The sequence below is a fragment of the Streptomyces sp. 8L genome (genome assembly GCF_020176795.1).
Lineage (GTDB): Bacteria > Actinomycetota > Actinomycetes > Streptomycetales > Streptomycetaceae > Streptomyces.
In genome coordinates this window covers 1-21,093 of record NZ_JAIUKE010000019.1, presented here as the reverse complement: position 1 = coordinate 21,093, position 21,093 = coordinate 1, and the positions used below count along the sequence as shown (strand labels likewise).

The window sequence follows — 21,093 nt, the reverse complement described above, 5'->3', positions numbered from 1 at the left end:
GCCGACTGGTGGTGCCCCCTCATTTGCTTGCGGACCGATGACGCCGGACGTCAGGAAGCGAATGGGCAACGTCCCACTCGATCAACGCAGCACCTTGGCGTTGGTAGTGCGCCTGTTTTACGCGCTTGCGCTGGTCGTACGACTCCCTGCCGTGAATTCCGTAGACCTCTACGTAGGAGTGGGGGCGGTCATCGGTGAGGACGAAGTCAGGGAATACGAGATCGCTTCCGTCGTAGCGCATCGGTTTGATGTAGGCACGTCCGGCGTCGGTGAGTGCGTTGGCCATGATGACTTCGTGGCTGGAGTCGGCGGGTACGTAGAGCTTGCTGACCAGCATGGCAGCCATGTCCACCACCCTGACGTTACCCTTCGGGCTCAGTTCGACCAGGAACAGGCCGATCCGGCGGGCTCCGTGTTCGTCCGAGGCTGCGGAGAACGCCGGGCGGTATGAGCGGCGAAGCCGTTCGTCGAGGGCTGTGGTGGCGAACAGGGCGCCGCGGTGATGAGCCAGAGCGTATCGGATGCCGTAGCGGGTCGGTTTGACGTCTCGGATCTCGCCGAGAATGAGTCCCCGGCGCTGTGTGTCTCCGTGACGTTTTAGGCGGGCGATGAGGAACGTCTGGAAAGCCGCACTGTTGCGGCGGGCGTACTGCTCTCGGAAGGGAGGTACAACGTACAGAGCGTCCGTCAGTTCCTCTTGATTGATGGAGCATCCGGCGATCTGCTCGCTGAGCCGGGCGTGGCAGACGGACCAGGTGCGTCGTTGCCAGCGAGGATGCCAGGCGGTGAGTTGGGTCTCCTCCCACAGCCAGTGCAGAAGGCCGAGCAGGCCGATGGTGCGTCGGGCGCGGCCCTGGCGCTGTCCGGTGGAGGGAGTGGCCGACTCTGGTGCGCTGAGTTTGCGGGCGAGTGCGGCCGAGAAGCGGATAGTGACGCCGTCGTCGGACTCATTGATGGCTTCCGCACTGTAGCTGACGCGTCCAGTCAGCTCTGAGGTGAGTTTATGGAAACTGCAGCTTGGGTCGTGTAGTTCGCCTTCGCCTGGCCAGCCAGCCAAGTGATAGCGGCCGGCCTGACTGCACCGTATGACCAGGCGGAGTGCTGGCGTGTGGCACAGGCATTGACCATGGCCCACTTCTGCCCTGGCCCGGGCGAAGAGGTGGGCGTAGTCGTTGGCGTGTTCTCGAAGCGCGTTGAGCGGCAGTGACCTGTCCGCGAGTCGTACGCCTGGAGTCCGGTCAGCTCTGGAGTATGTGGTGGTCACCTCTGCACCGCGCTATAACTGTATCCGGTGGTGGGTCGGTGGTTCTGCAGTTCTTCCTCTGCCTCGCTGTGACGTCGACGCCGGACGATCCTCGGCATCACATGAATCGTCGTCGGGGCCAGGTCTGGAGTCTTGAAATCCGGTTCATCGGTCAGCGCGCGCCGTAGGGCAGCCTCCTCTGCCCGCTGGCGTTCGGTGAGCCGCAAGCGCCGCTGAATCTCAAGCGTGATGCGTTGCACCTCTTCGAGGAGTACCTCGACGCGTTGCGCCGCGGCAGCGGCTTCCGAAGGAATGGACGTTCCTTCAGGGGGACGCTCGGTGATCTGCCGGAGTCTGTGTGAGGAGGTCATAGCTCTGCTGGTGATTTCGCCGCGCCGACTGCTCAGCTCGGGGAGGCTCAGCAACGCAAGGGACTTCGCGTTCAAGCGCGCGCGAGCGGCCAGGACGTCTGTCTGGTTCAGGTCCCTTACGCCAGCGTCTGCGTTTGGGGCGAGGTGGCTCGCGGCGCCAAGCATGCGTGCCAGTCGTGCGAAATCGGGTCTGGGAGTGACCATGTGGTGCGTTCCCCTTCGGTCATGCGGCAAGGATGCGTCCGAATGGATTGATAGGGAACAGATGTGCCCCTCTGGTTACTAGGTGGTACGAGAGTTAGCTGGAATTTTGTCATGCCCCTTCCAGATCAGAGGATTTCTGCAACGGGACCGCCAGCGTGCTGTCCGCAGCCCCTGAGGTGCTGGTCTATGTGGCATCCGGCGGGCGTGGGGTGTTCCGTATCCGGGATGCGGTTGCCCTCTGTCCCAGTCCCTGACCTCCCACTGCGCTGAGCCCCAAGCATCGTCGCGCCTACCTGCGGCCGACGCCGCTCGGGTTGTTCCGCTGCCCGTGAAGTCGGTGCTCGGCCTGTTCGCGCTCGGCCTGTCCCCGGCGTGACGGGCGTGGCGGTGCTGCGGCGAAGCCTGCGGAACGTTGCGGCACCGCGGCGGCTGCTTCCTGGGCCGCTTCCATGGCAGTGGCCAGTAGATCGTCGGGGATCTGCGCCCCCCGGGCCTGGGCCGTGGTCCGCAGTGCCGCAAGAAAGGCCTCAGCGGTCAGTGCGGAGTGCGGGGAAGCCGGTGACGCCCCGTCGTGTGCCGTTCCTGCGATCTTGTCAGCGGTGGCTCGGGAGTTCGCCGCGATCGTCTGCAGGACACCTGCGGCTCGTTCCTCGGCGGGGCTGTTCGCGGCAGCCTGCGCGAAGTCCGCGCGGTCCTGAATCCGTTGCGCCTGGACTGCGAAGGTGTTCGCGTTGACCGTCGGCTTGTTGTCCTCTTCGGGGGACGGCTGGCGTAGGCGTCCGGCAGCCGCCTGCTCGATCTTCGACAGACCTTCGGTCGGCGTCGGTCGGCGCCGGCGCGGGAGGTGCGCTCCCGCGGCGATCTTCTGTTCTCCTGCTGCCTGTGTCTGCATGCCGGCAGGCGTCGGCGGGGCCGGGGCGGGAGCAGTCTCCCGGAGTGCCCAGCCTCTGTCTGCCTCGCCACGCACGTAGACGAAGCCCTCGCCGGCCAGATGCCGCGGCACTTCGTCGCCGCGGCCCTGCAGGAAGAGGTCGATGCACTCATTCGCACGACGGCCAGCTTCCGCCCTGTCGCCCGGGCGCGCGTTCGCGTGGTTGAGCAGGCTCATCAAGTCCCGACGGGACAGTCCGCGATAGGGCTGAACGTCGCGTCGTACGGCGGTCCTGACTTCGTCGAACCAGGACAGGGTCAGCGGTTCGTTGGTCGGTTGCCATCGAGGTGCGGGGGTGCCGGGCGCCGGACTGGCGTCCATGAGGTTCTCCGCGTCGCCGCGGGTGACCAGGACCTCTCGGACGCCCCCTTCTTTCTGGGGGCCGACGATGCCGAGCTCCTCCATCCGCGTCAGAAGGGAGTCAGCCTCGGCTACCGGGATGCCGAGGTCGTAGCTGAGGTCCAGCGCCAGGGTGTACTCCTTCGCCGCCGCCTGGAGCACGACCTCACGGAACCGGTCCGGATCTCCCGCCAGGCTCTCGGCAACCGGAGCGGGCTCCGACTCTGCTCCGGGGTCTCCTTCTGGTGCGTTGGCCAGCGGTGTGGTCTCATCGTTCGCTGCGGGCGTCTGCTCGGCTGTCTCGCTGACCACGGATTCGTAGGTGCCCAATGGAGTGCTCACGTCCCCGGGCAGGTGACCGTGGAGGTGGGCGATGTGGTCTTCGGCGGCATGACGCAGAACGCGCAGAAGGTTCCACCGCAGTCCCTTCCGGCCACCGCCCCTGGCCAGCCGATTTATCAGTGTCTGTGCCCCGGACGAGATGATCTCCAGACTGCGGACCCACAACGTCTTCCCGGTGCCCAAGGTTTGTCGGTCGGCCATGAAACGGCCCACACCGAGCCAGCCGTTGTTGACGGCTTCGCGTACTGCGGACCATACGGAGGCGATTCGGAGCCACACCGGATGCTGTGTCAGGGCACCGAGTCGCTCGGAGACCGCACCGTAGATGCCACGGATTGAGTCGACACTGTTCGATAGCGTCGTGCGCATACGGCCCTGGCCGTCGTCACCTCTACCGTTCCCAGTATTCTGGCGGTGCGCGGCCAGCCGCTCGGTGAGCCAGCGCCAAGCACGGAGCAGCCGGTCGGCGAGATCGATGCGCTGGCTGGCGGGCAGGAGTCCAGTCAGCCTGTCAGCCCGGGTCGCGGCGGCTCGGTGAAGGCCCCACACTGCCCGCCAGCTACGCGAATCGCGCAGGCCCGACCGTTCCAGGCGCCTCGCCAGATGCATCGCGCCATGGGAGATGGCCCGCGCCGTGCGGGCTTCGATCGTCCGGTTGATGCCGTGTGCGCGGATGTCGCGTAGTGTCGTCTCGGCGTAGGTCAGCAACGCCTCCCGGATAGCTCCGCGGAGTTCTTTTCGTGCGTGACCGATCGAGCGAATCATTGTCCATTCAGGGGTGCCCCAGTAGTAGCCCGCCTCGGCCTCGGCGCTTCCCATCGCCGTTTCGAGGGCTCTGGCGTCCCCGGCTTCAACCCCCAAATTTTCCGGTGCCGGCAGGATCGGATCTGCGTCGATGCTGGTGAGGATCCCGGACAACGCCTGTCGAGTAGCGGCGTACTGGTCGCGGAGCCGCTGTTCGTCCTCGGTGCTGAATCGGCGGCGTGGAGCGGGAGTCTGTGTCTCCGCCGGGGGTTCTGCGCTGCGCAAGAGGGCGACGATGTCCTCGAAATGCTTGTCGAAGTCGTCCCGTCCCGGAACGTCCGGTTCTCCCGTGACTGATTCAGCCACAGCGATGCGTTCCTGCTCGATCAGGGCCTCGTACTCCAGATCCACTTCCATCTCTGCCAGTTCTTCGGCGGACACCGGCTCGTCTTGTTCGTCGGTGCGGCGACGGACGCCCTCTTCCGGGGCCGGCACCCACTCGGCCTCGCTGTAGACGACCCCGTCGACGAGGGGCTCGTCACCGACGACATCCCTGAGGGAGTCGAAATCGTCTGTATCCGTTTCGGCTGGCGATGACGTCTGCCCCTCTGGAGTCGTTCCGGACTCCGGGATGCTCTCCTCCTGCGGCGTCGGTAGCTCGGCTACCGCGGGGGTTGACTTCGGCTCGGCCGGATCGGCCAGGGCCCGTTCTGGTCCCGTGCCGGTGTCGGACCCCCTTAGCGGTGCGGACTGGACGCTCGGCGGTTCCTGTCCGGAATCTTGAGCTTGCGCCGGCGTGGCTTCCGAGCCCGTGGGCGCATCGGGGCGTTCGGCCACACTCGTCTCTTTGAAGCGAGAGAGCAGCCTGGCCCCGTCGTGTTCGCTGTCGAGCAGGGCCTGCACGTCCGTGGTTGCATCCAGACGGGCCAGTTGTTCCTGGGACTGGGCGTACACCGCGAGGAGCAGATGCCGATCTGCATCGGACGCGAACGCTCTACGCGTCGCCATCGAGCGCCCAGCTTCAGCGACCGTCGCGTAAAGGCCCCGGCAGGCGCTGAGCAGATCCTCAGCCGAGGAGTGAGTGGTGTCGGCCGCGAGAATCGCCCCGCGAAAGGCTGTCTGGACACGAGCTGCTTCGTTGGCGTCCATGACCCCGGTTTCTTCCTGCAGCTCCCGGGCTTCGGACAACAGCAGCCGGCCGGTGGCCGAGTTGGCCCACGCGGTATACCTATCTTCGGTGGCGCACAGATCGTCCAAGAAATCGCTCTGGCTCTCGTACGGCAGGTGCCGGGGAGGGATGCTGGCCCCCGTGCCGGTCACCACGGGGCCGGGGGGCTGTTGCGCGTCGGCGCCTGGAGCCTCTTCTGGTGCGGGGAAGCCCGGCTCGGCGGTGGGCGATCCGGCAACGGGCGGTGCCACCTCCCGCGCAGGCTCCGCCGCCGTGAGCGCGGCGCGGGCTGTCGTTGAGGCGGCGAGCACAGGGGCGAGGGGGTGTGGTGCGTCTGCGGGCAGGTCGACGAGCTCGTCCAGCGACTGCGGAAGAAGGAGGGGCTCGACATGGTCCTCCGGGTAACGGCCGGATTCCCACGTGTACGAACGCAGATCACCCGGCCCGACGACGAGATCTCCGACTACGAACACTTCGGTGTCTGCGCTGACGTCGGGACGCTCTCGCACGATGAACGGCAGCCGTTCCTCGGACACGCCGGTGATGCAGTCACCCGGTGTGAGCTCGCTGAGGCGGCAAGCGCCTTTGAACTGGGCAGGCAGTACTGCCCGGAGCGCGGTCACCCGCTCCAACGTGGCGATGTCGGCATACGAGTTCTCCATGCTGCCGAAGTCGATCGGCAGCATCTGCCCCTGTTCCTGATTCTCGACCGATCGGATCCGGGCGACTTGAGCGGCTGCGGTCCCCGTGAGGTGAGCTTCCAGTGCTTCCTTGATCACGGTCGCCTTGGTGTCGACAAGGATTCGCCATACTTCCTTATCGGCTGCCTTCCAGCGGCCCGTCTCACCGATGACCTCAAAGCCGAGCTCGCTGCGCGCCATGGCGTTCCCGGTCCGCCATGCATCCGCCACCAGCTGACGCCGTTCCGGCGGTAGAGCCGGACGAAGCCACGCAACGACCTTGGCCAGGGTCAGATGTCCGGCGCGGACCGTCGTCACGACGTCGTCCGAGACCTTGACCTCGATCTCGATGGAGCCGCTTCGGGAGTAGGCACTGGCGACCTCGTTACCGGCCTCGTTGTAACCAGGTTCCGACGGCAGGCGAATCCAGCCCTCATACAGTTGTGGAGTCCCCCTCCTCTTCTGGCCCATTTGAAAGATCAGTTGGCCGAAGTCAGAGGGATCGATCTTGCCCAGTACCTCGGCGATGTCCCGGTCGGTCAGTGGCTCGGGTGTGCGCTTTTCCTGTGCGGCGGGGGCCGGGGGCACGCCGACGTTCTCGGCGGCCCCGGGGACGGGCGCCGGGGTGTCCTCGGTCTGGGGCCCCGCCGTCGGCTGTGTCTCGTGAATGGCGATGAGGGCGCGGAGACGGGCGTACTGCTCGGTGACCGTGGAGTTGGACAACTCGGCGATACGTTCGCGGGCCCGGTCCACCTGTACTTTGACCGGGGCCAGAGCCGCGTCGACGTTCGGCCACACCTGCTGGCCGTCGGGACTGTACGAGGTGCCCGCGAGTCCTATGACCTGTTGCAGGGCATCCCGTGCGGCGGCAACCCTGACCTTGCGGCTGCGCGCTGTGCGCTCGACATCGTCTACGGCCTCCAGGCAGAGGCTCAGGGCCCGGCGAACCAGTGGGTCGGTGAGTTCCGGCAGACGGTGCGCGTCGGCGAGTTCGGCGTCGAGCTCGGCCAGCTGGTCGGGGTCGTCAGCGCGGTCCTGGATCCGATTCTCGAAGGTGCTGAAGGCCTCAGCGGCGAGCTGGTCGATCTGGGCGCGCAGTTGTTCCGCAGCCTGGGCCACCAGGGTGTTCAGGGCGGAGTCCGGCTCCGCGATTCCGTTCTGTGTGTGCCGGAGGTTCTCCTCGAACTGGGCCCACGGGTTGTCCTGTTCCCAGACGTCGCGGACCTGGTTGTCGCCGAGAGCCTCACGCATTTCGCGAGCGAGGTTGGGGATCTCGCTCTTCTGCCCACGGCTGAGGCCCGCTGTACCGCGTTTTTTGATCTTTTGGTCGTCCCAAGGTAGGGGCGCGATGCCCGTTTCTGCGTCCTGCGCGGCAGGGGCCATCGTCTGTTCGTCGGCGGGAGGGTTGTCTGCCCTCCCCGTGAAGAGGGAGGGCTGATCGGCGCCGTTGAGTGGTTCGCCAGGGTCCCGCAAGGTAGGGGCGGCCGGCTCGGGCTGCCGCTCAGGGCCGGGCTCCGTCTGGGCGGGCCATGGGGTTGCCCACGCTGTGGCTTCGTTGTCGTCGGTCGCCTCAAGGCCAGCAGGCCCTGAGGCGGCACCGGCCTGATGTACCGAGATGGCGGGCTCGTCGTTTGCTGGCTCGGTGATCGCTGGCTCCGGCTGTTCTTCGGAGACGGCGTCCGGCCTCGTGCTCTCCGCGGTCTCAGGAGATGGTGGGGACAGGAGCACCTCGGGGGCGGCAGTTTCGTCCGCGACAGTGGCGGAGGAGGCCTGTTCGGGTGCCTGGTTGGGAGTGATCTTGGCTGGCAGGGTGTCCGCGAGAGTGCCGACGGTGTGGATCCAGCCGAGAGAGCCGATGTCGAGACGTTTCCTGGCTCGGGTCACCGTCACGTAGGCCAGGCGCAGCTTGTCCTGTGCGGGCAGGATGAGTTCGCCGGTCTTGGTGTCCTCCTTGGGCTGGGGGAAGTCGCTCCAGACCTGGACCTGATCCCACTCACGGCCTTTGGACTTGTGGGCGGTGGAGACAACCAGTTCGGGCCGGGTTTCCTCGTCGCGGGCTTCCTCCGGGACCAGGTCGCGGATCATGTTGATCAGGCCCTGGGGCGTGTAGCGGTCGACGAGCCGTACGAAGGTCTGCAGCGCAGTCGCGTCCTCGTCGGACTCGGCGTACTCCTTGACCTCGTTCCAGTTCTCGAAAGCCGACAGTTCAGGGTGCTTGGTACGGCGGCCCTGCTGGAGATCTCGGGCGGCCCGGGCGATGTCCTCGATGTCCCGGCCACCGCCGACGAGCGCCACGCGCCTACCGGTCTCGAACCCTGCGAAGACGGCGGAAATTGCGCCGACGTTGCTGAAGGTCAGGATCGCATCGGGCTCTTCGACGGTACCCAGAACCGTGTCGAGCGTAGGTGCGCCTTCGAGCCGGAGGTCGGACTCAAGGAGAGTGAGGTACGCGTTGCCCACCTCGGCGACGGCAGGTCCGAACCGCCAGCTCTGCGTCAGGGGCAGGACCACATCGGCCGGCCAGTCCCGCAAAGCGTCGACGGCACCGCGGAATTCGTAGATCGCCTGATTGCTGTCGCCGACGACGATGATCTGGGCGTCCTGGTCCTGGATCACCTTCTTCAGCACGGGGTTGATGTCCTGAGCCTCGTCGAAGAAGATCGTGTCGAAGTTCAGACGCGGGTCGGACAGGGCCCAGATCTTGAGATAGTCGTCGTGGTCGAAGAAGATCTTGTTGCTGTTTGGATCCGCGATATCCGCCCAGGCCCGGCGGGCGTACTCCAGCAGTGTCCGTGCCGCGGGGACGTGTGCCCACTTCTCCCCGAGGTGTTGGCGACCGAGTTCAGTATCAGCGCTCTGCCGATAGCGGCGCAGTGCCCCCATCACAATCTTGGCGATGTCCTCGGGCCCGACGTATTGCAGCTTGCCGTCGCGGTCGCCGAGACGTATCTCAGCTGTGATGCCGAGCGCAGCCGCGACGTCCCTGGGACGTCGGGCGCCGCTGTTGCGTGAGCCGGCGATGGACACCTTGTGCCGGTAGGGGGTGTTGCGCAGGTCCTGCAGAGCGAAGGAGTGGCTGGTCCGGGCGGTGACGTTGCGACCGAACCTCTGGGCCGCTTCGTCGGCGATGGACCGGTTGAAGGCGATGTAGCCGATACGCCGCTCCAGCATCCGCGCGGCGATCATCACCAGCGTGGCGGTCTTTCCTGTGCCCGCGAGTGCCTGAACAGCAACGTTCTTGCCCTCGACGGCCGCGTCGATGGTGGCTTGCTGCTGAGGTGTTGGCGGGTACTTCCCGCTGGCCACGGCCGCGACCGCGGTTTCCTGAGCGTCTCGGGCCGCGAGGAAGGCCCGGACTTCCCCCAGGACCTGCTCCTTGTGCCCACGCATGCCGTTGTAGCGCCAACGGCCTTTTTCGTACTTGAAGTTCCGATCACGCTTCAACAGCTCGCGAAGACCGTCCTCAGCGGGTGCTCCTGTCGTACCCGTGACGTAGGTACCGGTCCTGTCGCTGACGATTTTGATCCGGCTCGTCCAGGGTCCTTCGGCCGCCGTCTCCGGCTCGGTCGTCGTCACGCTCTCCTCCTGTCGCTCGCCGGCCGGGGACGGCGATGCGGGTTCCGGCGCCGTATCCGGTGCGGATTTCCCTGCATCTGCGGGGCTGCTGGGTCCGAGATGACCGATGACGACGTGGTCGCCAAAAGCACCGATCAGTTCCTGAAGCGGCGCGGCCCCTTGCCCGGGCTGGTGAGCCTGCTGCTGGGGTTCCCGAAGGAGTGGGCCTTTCGCAGCGGCACGGCTCTCGGTCGGTGCCAACGCCTCCGGCAGATTCGGGCTGGCAGTCTTGTCTCCTGTGATGAGGGGCAGTCGTTGCAGAGCTTGCTCATGGGGCAGCGCAGCCAGGGTCTCTACTTCTGTCCACGGGACAGGACTAGCGAGAGGAAGCACCTGGGAGTTGGCCATGCCGAGCAAGTCAGCGAGTCTGTATTGGCCGTTGAGGCTTGGGGACAGAACCCCGTTGGTCGCCAGTATCTGGGCGCCACGAATTAGTGGGTCGTCCCAAGGGTCCTCCTCCGGCTCGATCGACTGGAGTAGGAGCAGGGCATCGACGTGTCCGTCGCTTACTCTGATCGTCGTGAGGACGGCCAGGTGAGCGTCTGCATGATGGTTCCGCCGGTCGTAGTGAGGTAGCCCCTCTAGGTGTTGCTGCGTGAGGGAAAGGTCGGTCTCCCCCCGCCTCGCCGTCACTGCGTCGGCTGGTCGTACAGCGGCTTCACCGGCTGGGAGATCGGTTGCCGCCGCGGACACAGCCTCATACACCTCCTCGAAGGCGTCCTCCGCGTAACGCTGTTCCACTCCCTGCTGGTAGTCGACGAACCAGTCCCGGAAATGGTCGCCCCCTGTGCCGGTCGCAGAAAGATCGGCGTGAGCGAGCCAATCCGTGAACACGCGGAGGGCTTCCTGAGGTGATCGCCCGTCCCCAAGCAACGACCGAAGATCTGGGTCGGCGAGAGCCACACGTACAGCGCGTTTCTTGGCGTCATCGTGCATTTCTGCACTCCAGCCCTCGGCCTCGGCCTGAAACTCGGCACGCTTGCGCGCTCGATCGTTCTCGTCGGCAGTAGACGAAGCCGTCGGCTGTTCATCCGGATCGAGCCGGCCGGGTTCCTGCGGTTGGGGAGCCACGGTCTGCGTACGCAGCTCCCGGTGTGCACGAGGCCCTGCCAGATCAAGGATCTGCTGTCGCCCGTCTTCCTTGAGGTAGGTCCACAGCAGGCGTTCCGAGCTTGCGTCCGCGATCAGCTCGTCGGCGGCGGTCGCGAAGTCAGCGCGGAAGTCGGCCTGTTTGTTGGCGTGCGCGGCTCGGATCAGGGCAGGGATCTCGCGCGCCGCGTCCACCAGCCACTCCGCGACGTCCTCGGGCTCGGGAGACATCGTGTCGCGCAGCAGATCGCGGACCGTCCGCTGAATCACCGCGTGTACGGCGGGAGCGTTCCAGGCCGGTGCCACCGGGCTGTCGGGCAGGTGCTCGCTGAGCCAAGCGTCGACCTCCTCGTCGGACACGAGCGATTCGGAGAGTCTCTCCGGTCGTGCCAGAAGGGGCAGCGCTGCATGAGCAGGCAGTGTCAGCCCCTGTACGTCGGCGCCGCGGAGGTCGGGAACCTCTTGGGCGGCGCCGGTGCGCTCGGCGGGGATGGCGACGTTGACCAGCAGGTGTCCCGCAGCGCTCCTGGCCGCCACGGTGATCTCGATACGACGCTGCTGCACCTTCACCGACTCGTGCCCAGCCGTCTGGCTGCTCGGCGCTGAGGTTGGTTCGTCCTCGCTCACGTCGGAATGACGGGGGCTGTCCGCGCCGGGAGCGGGCTCCTGCCCGACCGGTTCAGTGTGTTCGCCCTCGGTCTGCGAAGCCGGAAGCGCGGGAGTCCCGAAAATCTGCTGCCAGTCGTCTCCCTGCTGGGCGGTCGCGGTGATACGCGAGGCGAGCTGCACGGTGTACTGCTTCATCGTGCGGAAGTGGCCCATCACCACGGGGGCCCGATAGCGCTCCTCCTCCAGGTTCTGGGCAAGGACCAGGACGGTGCGGGCGAGCTTGGTGCAGCGCTCGACCACGATGCCGGCCGGATGCGTGAATGGATCACTGACTCGTCCCACTGGCCCGTCGCACAGCTCCTCCATGGCTAGCCAGACGGCTTCACCGTCCGGCCGAGTCTGTACTCCTTGGTCGGTGAGCCCCCGTCCGATCAGACGTCGGCCCGCCGGGGTGTCTTTCAGCCCCCACAGCGCGCCGTGTATCTCCCAGAAGTCATGCTTGGCATCGTCCTTCGACGTGTACGGCTCACCAACGGGGATGACGATCTCGGAGGCCGAGTCCTGCTCGGGCTCCTCGACCATGTCGAACCGGCGTCCCATGCGGGTCAGCTCGTTGGTGAGGTTCCGGACGTGCAGGTTCCGTTTGGGGCGGCTCATGTTCCGCTTCAGGTACCAGAATCCCTGGTTGCGGCTCCACCGGAAGTTGTGATGGTCCAGAGCAGCACGGACGGGCGCGTCAGCGTTCTCGTCAGTGGTGCCGCGGACCACGGTGCCCCGGTAATGGTGCTCGATCTCCAGGACGACGCCGGTAGACGCAGGGACCCGTCGCGGCTCGGGGGCTGGGCTGTTTTCGGCGTCGAGCCGCTGACGGCGCTGGGCAACGCCTTCCTGCACAGCAGCGACGGTCTCTGGGAGTGCGGTGGAGGCCCGGCAGGCGACCGCATGTTCGTAGGAGTAGCGGACGAGGTCGTCCAGCCGCTTGTCGTCGTCGGGATGCAGGAAGTCGCTGGCGTGCAGGCTCAGCACCAGGTCGTACGCGGCGTGCGCCATCGCCGTCACACGCCGGTTGACCTCGTCCAGGTTCTCGGCGGCGAGCGTGACGAAATCGGCGGCATACCGGGTGTCCCGGGCAGCGGCGAGGGCTTCGCGAGCGGTGGACTCTCCGGGTGTGCTGTCGAGCAGTGCCTTTCCCGTGTCGCTCGCCATCCACCAGTTCCACGCGGATTCTGCCTTGTTGGCACCGCCGACAAAGTCGTCGGCTGCCTCGTATGGAATCTCCTCCATGCCCAGTTCGTGGGCTGCGAGACGCTGGTGGTGCTGGAAGGCCTTGCGCGCCAGGTCGCGCAGTGTGTACCGGCTGACTCCGTCTCCGGCGGCTTCGGCCTCCTGTGCGGCGCCGAGGGCATAGGAAGTGACGTCCGTCCAGTCGGTCAGAGCGGTAGCGACCGTGTCGTGTGGTCGGCGCAGCATGAGCATGGCTCCACGCAGCCGGTCCGAGTACGGCCCGCCTTGGTCGTCATAGGCGTGGGGCCACTTCGGGAAGGTGTCGAAGATGTCAGACAGAGCACGCCCGATCTCGGCGCTGTCCTGGTACCACAGGGCTGTCAGCCTGAGAGGGTCGTCCTGTTCGAGGACGGAGGTGTGCTCCTCGCCTATGTCGGCCGCGTCTAGGAGCAATTCGGCGAGGTCGCTTCGTCGTGCCTGCATGCGGGCCAGATGGCGCTCCGTGTACCGGACGACTTCCTGGGCAGCCTTGCACACGTCGGGGCGGGGGCCGTCGGTAAGCTGTACGGCGGTCTCGGCGAGGCGGTCGTAGATGCTGAACGTGTCGGCGGGCGTGCGGGGTGCACTCTCGATAACCGCTGCGGCTACCGCGTCGGCATCCTGGTGCGCCGGGCTCAGGGGGCCGCTCTCCTGTCGTGTGAGAACGCGCCGGAGGCGTTCGGCGGCCATAGTGACGTAGCGGCGTCCACCAGCCAGTTCTGTGGGGCTCGCGTAGCCTTCGAGGACGATCGCGAGGTTCGCCACCTGAGGCAGTGCCGAGCCGAAAGCCTCGCCCCTTGTGCCCACCGCATTCGCAGAAGCGGCGGAGGCTGTGACTGGAGGAATCTCGGCCTTCGGGTCGGATGTCACATCCGGCTCCGGTGAGCGGACGTTGCTGCTTGCCGGTTGCGGTGCTGGTGTGGGCGTCGTGGCGGACGGTGCGGCAGCGGCCGGTTGGACAGCGGTGAGCTGAACGGAGAACTGGACACCGCCGGGGCCGGCGACCACGAGTCCGCCCTCGCTCGTTTCCAGGTCTATCCCGTCGGCCACTAGTTGCGTCAGGCCGGCCGCGAGGTCACGGCCGCTGACCGGGCCGATGTGGATGCCCCGGGGCCCGGTGACGGTGTACTGGTCCCAGGGGAGTATGCCGGGGATGAATTCCGTGGCGTCTTCGTCGAGCGTGAGGGGTTCGGGGGAGCGGGCCCACCGTTGGTAGGTATCGCTGCTGCGGTCCTCCACAGTGCTGCGGTACCGGGACGCGTGGTCGCGCAGGGTCGTGTAGATCTCCCAGTTCCCTTCCGTGCTCCGTCCGTCTTCCCGCTCCCACTGTTCGACCACCGCACGGCATTGGTCGGCCAAACGCAGCAGGTGCGCCCAATCAGTTGGCAATTCCACGCCGAGCAGGCGGCCGGTCCTGCCCATCTGACTGGAGGCCATCGCGGTTTCGGCCGCCGTCATCAGACCGTCCGCCAGCTGACCAGTAGCCAGACGCGTGGCATGGTCGGATGCCCACCGGCGGTAGGCAGTTAGTGCGGCTTGCTCCGCGGCCCACGACTCGGACCGGTCCTGATAGGCGGTATTCGGTACGTGTCCGGGTTGCTGGACGGTCGCGCGTGATGTCGCCGGGACCGTCTCGGCGTCATCTGCGGACTCGGAGGGCTCCTGCGCGGTCCGGCGAGTGTCTGCCGGAGGTGCGCTGTTCTGATGGTCCTCTCCTGCGGCGGGCAAATTCTCGGCCGACTCGGCTGGGAACATGGAGGCTTCGTCGCCAGATGTCGCTTCTGGTGCGATGGCACGGGAGGGCGTTGAGGCATCGGCCAGTTCGGCGTCGGCTGCCGTTTCTTGCTGCGTCTGGGGGGCTGGCTGGGGACGGTCGGCCGTATCGGGGTGGGCCCATGGCGTGACCTCGTAGAAGTGCACGCGCATCGCCTGGCGAAAAGCGGCTTCGTCGTCATCACCTGTAAGGGCGGACTTCAACCGCCCCTCCCGGCGGATGAGTTGCTCGCTCAACCAGGAATCGAACAGGTCGCCGGCCAGTGGACCGCTGGCGTGAAGAGCACGCTGGGCGTCATGAAGGAGCCGGTCGATGGCCGCCTCGTATCCCTGGGCAACGCTGGCTGGGAAGTCCTCGGTGAGCGGTGTGACATTCACCGACCCGTTGGGGCCGGTGATCATCACCGCACCGGGGGCGTCCGCTTCGATCGCGACGTCCGACCCGTCACGGCGGAGTTGCTCTACGACGTCGTTGAGGAATGCGCCGCGAGAGTCGCTGAGAGTCCCGCCGAGCATGGTGTGCTGATACCACCGGTCCGGATCGAACGGTCGGTCCGGACCGCGTGAAGTGGCGCCGTGCGCTGGTGGTCGCGTAGGCGAAGGGTTCGCAGGTGTTGTGTCCGGCTCTGGTGGCCGACGTCGGCCTTCCATCGGGGCGATGGATGCGGCGTGGTCGCGTGCGGAGTGAGCCACCTGCTCGGTGAGGTCCCTCATCGCGCGCCCGGCGCCGTTGGGCTTGAAGTGTGGGGAGTCCAGGTCGGACAGGAATTCCTCGCCGGCACCAGCAAGATCATGGAAGAGCTCCAGGACCCACGGATCGCCGCTGGACGCAGGAGCTCCGTCGGTAGACTCACGCGCGTGGCGCAAGGCCTCGGTCAGCTCGATCCCGGCCTGCTCCATCTGCTCGGCCAGCTCCTGGCCTCGTCCGGACATCATCCCCTTGACGACGTCCAAGTTCCGCCAGGCGGCGAAGTCCGCCAAGACAGCCGCTTCCCCCGCAGCAGCGGCAGCCTGATCGGGATAGGGCGGCGGGGTCGGCTCGGCATCGCCGGTTTCTCCGTCTGCTTCTGCTGCGGGGCGTTCCGTCGTACCGGCATCCGAGCCGACGGGATTGGCATATGGCCCGGTCCGGTCGCGTGAGCCGTCGGCCGGCGCGTCCAGGAGTCCGCGGGTGGTATCGCTGAGGTCGTCAGGCGTGAGACTCGTCGGATCGACCTCCACCCAGCCGTCGGCGGAGCCGCCCGTCATGACCATGGCGTCATGGACCGCTGCGTCGACAAGGTCGGCGCCGGGTTCGATGACCCCTGCGTCGTGGACTTCCGGCTCGGTTGCTTCCGTGGCTCCCTGCACGCCGAGGGCCTTGGTCAGCTTGTGGTGCTGCGCCTCGATCTTGTCGAGTTCGGCTTGCTGCGGGAAGGGCTTGCCGACTAGCTCCTTGGCCCGCGCGATGTTCGCCTCGATACGGGCGACGTGCTCCTGTGCCTTCGCGTGAACGGTCTCCAAGCCGTCCAAGGCGTTTTCCAGCTTGCGGACCAGACCGACGCGATCTTGTTCGGCCAGGCCGTTCGCCGACAGCCAGATGGTGTCGACGGGAACGTCCTGGAAGTACACCCCCGCAATCAGACCATCGATGCTGCGCTCTACGAGGGCGTGGACCGGGATGCTGCCAAGTTCTCCGACGTGGGCGTCCTGCGGCCGGCCGCCAGCGTTGACCGAGGAGCGGACAAGCCGTTCGAGTCGCTGGGCGAGCGCCTCGCCGGCCTCACGGCGCTCGTCGTAGACGCGGCCGACGACCGTCATCGTGAAGGCGTCGCCACGGGTGGCAGTGTGCCGCTCCATAGCCGCCTGGGCCTCCTGCATGCGGGCCTTGAGATCGCGGATGCGACGTTGCCCCTGCTCGCCGGTGACTTCGTAGGCGAATTGCTCGTCGTGCCACATCTGCTGGTCCAGGCGCAGCTTGGCGAGCATGCCTTCGACGCGCTCCAGCTGTTCCAGCTCCGGCCTGTCCGCGGCGACGGCGAACATCACACCGGCGGGGATGCGTCCGTCGTCGCCGTCTTCGGCGGCTTCCAGGATGCGGCTGGTGTCGTTGATGTCGAGAATGGCCTCGGCGAACGCTTGCTTGGTGGCAACCTTCTGCCACAGGAAGGGGTCGTACGACTTCTTGGTGATGATCGCGGTGTGGTGGATTTCCTTGTTCTGATTGCCCTGGCGTTTGCCTCGCCCCAGGCTCTGGATAATCGGTGTGGCCTTCCAGGTGGGGTCGACCTGCATCACGTGGATTACACGGTTTTGCAGGTTGCGGCCGGTGCCCAAGCCGGACCGGCTGCCGACCAGCACGGCGACTCGCCCTTCGCGGGCGTCTTTGTCGAGCCGGGCCTTCTGCTGTGGGTTCTTCGCTTCCTGGTCGAAGCGGATGAGGCTGCCCGGCATGCCGCGCGCGGTCAGCGCCTCGCGTAGAGCCTCATAGAATACGAACTCCTTGTCGGGGCCGGGCACGCCCAGGTCACAGAAGGCCAGTTGCAGACTGCCGCGGTTGGGTTCCTCGTTGCCGTCGTCGTCGTAGTAGACGTCGTCCTTGTGCAGTTGCCACAGGCGGAACAGCTCGTCGGCGGCGACGTCGACTTTCTGGGCTTCGTCGGTGCTCTTGTTGACGAGCCGTACGTCGAGGGAGGCCAGACGCCCGTCCGTGGATATCCACAGGGTGTTGTCTTCGACCAGTTTGCCCTTGCGGTTGTACTTCAGGGCCGGGCTGCCAAGACGGATCGCCATCATTCGCTTGCCCAGCGACTGCATGTGCTCGCGCAGTTCCGCAGATGCCTCGGCTTCCAGGATCCGCATTTCCCCGCCGATGATCGCGGGTTCGCCGAGTTGGAGATCGCGCTTGAGTTTGACGTCGGCAAGGGTGAACAACACCCGCTTGAGTTCCGTCTGGTTGACGTAGCGGGCGTAGCGGGCACGGGTGGAGAAGGAGTTGCCGTCCGGGCTCATCTCGACCCGGTTGACGGGCTGGATGTAGGTGGAGACGAACTGGTCGTCCTCCTCGATGCCCCATTCGTCGCGCAGCAGATCGGGGCCGAGGTACTTGATGGCGGTCAGGATCTCCATCGGGGAGTTGTCCACCGGCGTGGCGGTCGCCTGTGTCGTCACCCGGCCGCCGTAGTTCTTGCGCAGGTAGGACAGCTTCAGGTCCATGTCTGCGGTGATCTGGTTGCCGTCGAGGGCGAGATCGCCGATGGACGAGATCACCCGGAGGTTTTTTAGGGTGTGGGCTTCGTCGTAGAAGATGTACGTGCTGCCGGTGCGCTCGAACTCGACGCCCGAGTCCCCTGGTGTCTTGAGTTCCTCCTCGATCCGCCCTTTCAGCGTGGCGATCTGGTTCTCGATGTCCTTGACGGTGTACCTGTCGCCGTCATCAGCGTTGCCCAGGTGCGCCTCCAGGCGCTTGACCTCCCGCCTGATGTAGTCCAGGCGGGCCGGTTTGGACATCGGGATCTTCTTGAACGCGGTGTGGCTGATGATGACCGCGTCCCAGTTGCCGGTTGACCAGCGGGCGACGTACTTGTGCCGGCGTTCACCGGTGAGGTCCGAGGAGTCGGCCACCAGAATCCGCGCCCTGGGATAGGCCTGGAGGAACTCACGCTGGAACTGGCCCAAGACGCCCTTGGGCACGGCGTAGACCGGCTTCTTGGCCAGGCCGAGACGGGTCAGCTCCATCCCGCCGACCACCATTTCGAGGGTCTTGCCCGCACCCGTGCCGTGATAGAGCCCAACGCCGTGCTTGGAGGACCGGATCCGGGCAACCGCAGCCTTCTGGTGAGGGTGCAGAGTGTAGGCCCTGGACAGTCCTGGAGCCGTGATCTGCACCCCGTTGTAGGTCGGGGGGACGATGGCGTTGTAGCGGTCGTTGTAGTACCGCAGCAGGGTTTCGGCCCGTTCGGGGTCTTCCCACAGCCACATCCGGAAGCGGTCGTCCAGCTGCCTGGACTTCGCCAGGGCGAACGCCGTCGCCTGACGGTCCGTCACTGCCTTTCCGTCGGGCGGAACTTTCCGAGTGACCAGGATTTCCTGGTTGTTGAGGAGGTTGCTGGCAAGAGCCTGGGTGGAGCGGGCCTGGGTGCCCCAGACGGTGCGGGCCAGGAGGCTTCCGGTGTCTCCGCCCTTCACACTCCAGCGGGCGCCGAGGTTGCTGACCTTGATGTCGTCGTCTTCAAGGATTTCGCGCAGGAACTGCTGCACGTACTTGGCGCTGACCCAGGCGGCGCCGAGCCGACTCTGGATCTCGGCGGGCTGCAGGTCGCGGGGGATGACCTCACGCAAGGCCTCGACGTTGACAGCGAACGCGGGATCTTTGGACGCGGCCTTCTCGGCCGCGGCCAGCTTTCGGCGGACGTTGCCCGACAGGTACTCCATGCGGCGCACCAGACCGCCGGCCGGATCGTCGTAGACGAGGGTGCCCAGCGCCTCACGTGCTGCGCCTTCGTTGTCCAGGCCGAGCAGGTCTGCCACGACGTCGAGGCGGATCTCGTTGTGTTGGTCCCAGCAGATCAGCGCCGCGTCTTCAGGACTGTCCGCGCGAGTCAGCGGCTCGGGCGGGGCAACAACCCGCTTGGCGAACACGTCGGCCTTCGCCGCGCTCTGGTGGTCCTCGTCGAACTTCTCCAGTGCGAAGACGTACGGAGCGAAGGGGTCGTTGCGGAACCCGCCCATGCGCGGGTAAGTCCGGCGCTCGGCCGCGTTGTCGTCCAGCGCTGCTTCGCCGGACGGCGGGACCTTGAAGCGGTTGATCGAGCCGAATCGTGCCACGTACGCGTCGTAGCGGCGGTTGAGCTCGGCCCGCAGCTGCGTCATGCGCGGGGTGACGAGGTGATGCTCGGACTCCTCGTCCAACAGGGCCACTGCGATGTCGCGCAGGCCGATCAGCTCGCGCAGTTCCCGGACCTGAGTCTTGGCGGGGACGTGCGGGACGGGCCGGCCGTTGCGGATCTCGGTGAATGTGTTCTCGGGGCCGATTTCCAGCAGGCCGTCGTACTTCTCCAGTGTTCCGTGGAAGACCATGCGCTCGGTGTAGGTACGGCCCGTCTCCTGGGCGCGCTGCGCCACCTGATCCAGGGCTGCGGCGAGGGCGGTGCCTACCGGCGGGTCTGGTTGTACGACGAGATCGGAGCCGTGCCGAACGATGTCGGCCCGGAGCGCGCCGAGCACCATCTCCGGGTGCTGCAAGAAGTACCTGTTGATCTCGATGGGCTGCGGCGTCACGCCAGGCCGAGACCCGGGCAGGATCGTCGCCTCGATATCCAGCCAGTCGGCGTCTGCGGCGGGCTCTGATTCGGCGCGACGCCGGAAAATCAGCATGTCGGTCACGACCGGCGTGCCGGCGGCCTCCTGGTGGGCGCCGCTGGGCAGGCGGACCGCGCCGAGGAGGTCACCGAGAGCGGCCATACGCTCTCGGGCCTCCTTGTGGGTCTGGTCGGTGCCGTCGAGGGTGTACCGGCTGGTGATCAGAATGACGATGCCGCCGGGCCGGGTGAACTCCAGGCTCTTGAGGATGAAGTGGTTGTGGATCGCATGGCGCCGCCCCGGGTTGTATCTCCGGTCTGTGACCTTGTACTTGCCGAAGGGGACATTGCCCACGACGACATCGAAGTCCTCCTCGGGTGGCCGGGTGTCGGCGAAGGACTCAGTGTGGATCTGCGCGTCCGGGTAGAGGGCGCGGGCGATGGCGGCGGTGATGGGGTCGACCTCGATACCGACGATCTCGGCGTCGGCGGGGGCATCGGCGAGAAAGCGTCCTGCACCCACGCCCGGCTCCAGCACTCGCAGTTGTGCTCCGGCCGGCACCCCGAACCGTTGCAGGGCGTGCCACACAACGCGGGCGTAGGCGGGATCGGTGTAGTGGGCGTTCAGGGTCGAAGTGCGGGCCTTGGCATACTCGTCGTCCGACAGGATGTCCCGCAGATGGGCGCGCTCGGCCGCGAACGTGGCCGCGAACCTCTTGCGCTCGTCGAACAAGTACGGGGTGGCGCCCCAGCCCGTCCACTGCTGGAGCACCTGCCGCTCGGCATCGGTGGCCGGCCGGTTCTCCGCCCGCAGCTGTAGTACCACGTGTACGGCCGCGATGTTCGAGGCAACCCGCTCCCTCTCCGTGCGCGGCCCCGGCCGTACTACTCCTGTTCCGGCTCCACGTCCAGAAGGACCCTCGCCCTGAGCACTTCGCCCTCCGCTGTCAACCGGGAAGTGTTCAGCCGCTGCAGGCGCTGGAGGTATCCCTCCCCGTCCGGCTCCTGGCTCGCCAGGTCCCGGGCTCGGGTCTCGATCTCCGTCGAGATCGCCTCCCCGAGTTCCGTGAAGAACTCCTCCGGGTTCTCCAGTTCCCCGAACGCCTGGGGCTTGTGCTCCTTCCAGTGCGTCATCGCCTGTTCGCCGTACCGGTTCATCCTCGAACCCCCTTGTCCCCTTGGCACCGCTGGGCCTGGTGGCTGGGGCCCGGTGCCCCGCCTCATCGTCTCTCACCGCCGGGCTGTCTGGGCTTCCTGCAGCCTCTCCCGCCTCCGGAGGATCCTGGTCACTGAAGTCCAGGCCGGGCAGGAAGCCGCTGTCGTTGATCGAGTTGTCGTCGGCGGGCTGCTGGGGTGTAGTCAACGCCTGCTCCCAACGTCGAAAGGGCGGTTGTGTGCATCGGGGCCAGCGGGCTGCTGGCGGGCTGGGTCAGAGAGGGGGTG

At 66.5% G+C, this 21,093-nt stretch carries 4 protein-coding genes; all 4 read right to left on the bottom strand.

Annotation, left to right across the window (positions count from 1 at the left end):
* Positions 1-19 precede the first annotated feature (19 nt).
* The 4 genes from LCE31_RS02880 to LCE31_RS02865 all read right to left on the bottom strand — a co-directional run bounded on the left by LCE31_RS02880 (position 20) and on the right by LCE31_RS02865 (position 20,808).
* Positions 20-1,264, bottom strand: a complete 1,245-nt coding sequence (locus LCE31_RS02880) for a DUF1173 family protein (RefSeq protein WP_225012339.1) — start codon at positions 1,262-1,264, stop codon at positions 20-22.
* On the bottom strand, positions 1,261-1,614 hold the full coding sequence (locus LCE31_RS02875) for a hypothetical protein (RefSeq protein WP_225012338.1): 354 nt from the start codon (positions 1,612-1,614) through the stop codon (positions 1,261-1,263). The genes LCE31_RS02880 and LCE31_RS02875 overlap by 4 nt, the downstream gene beginning before the upstream one ends.
* A gap of 493 nt (positions 1,615-2,107) precedes the next feature.
* Entirely contained in the window at positions 2,108-20,476 is an 18,369-nt protein-coding gene (locus LCE31_RS02870; protein WP_225012337.1) for a UvrD-helicase domain-containing protein, read from the bottom strand.
* A gap of 59 nt (positions 20,477-20,535) precedes the next feature.
* On the bottom strand, positions 20,536-20,808 hold the full coding sequence (locus LCE31_RS02865; protein ID WP_225012336.1) for a hypothetical protein: 273 nt from the start codon (positions 20,806-20,808) through the stop codon (positions 20,536-20,538).
* Positions 20,809-21,093 lie beyond the last annotated feature (285 nt).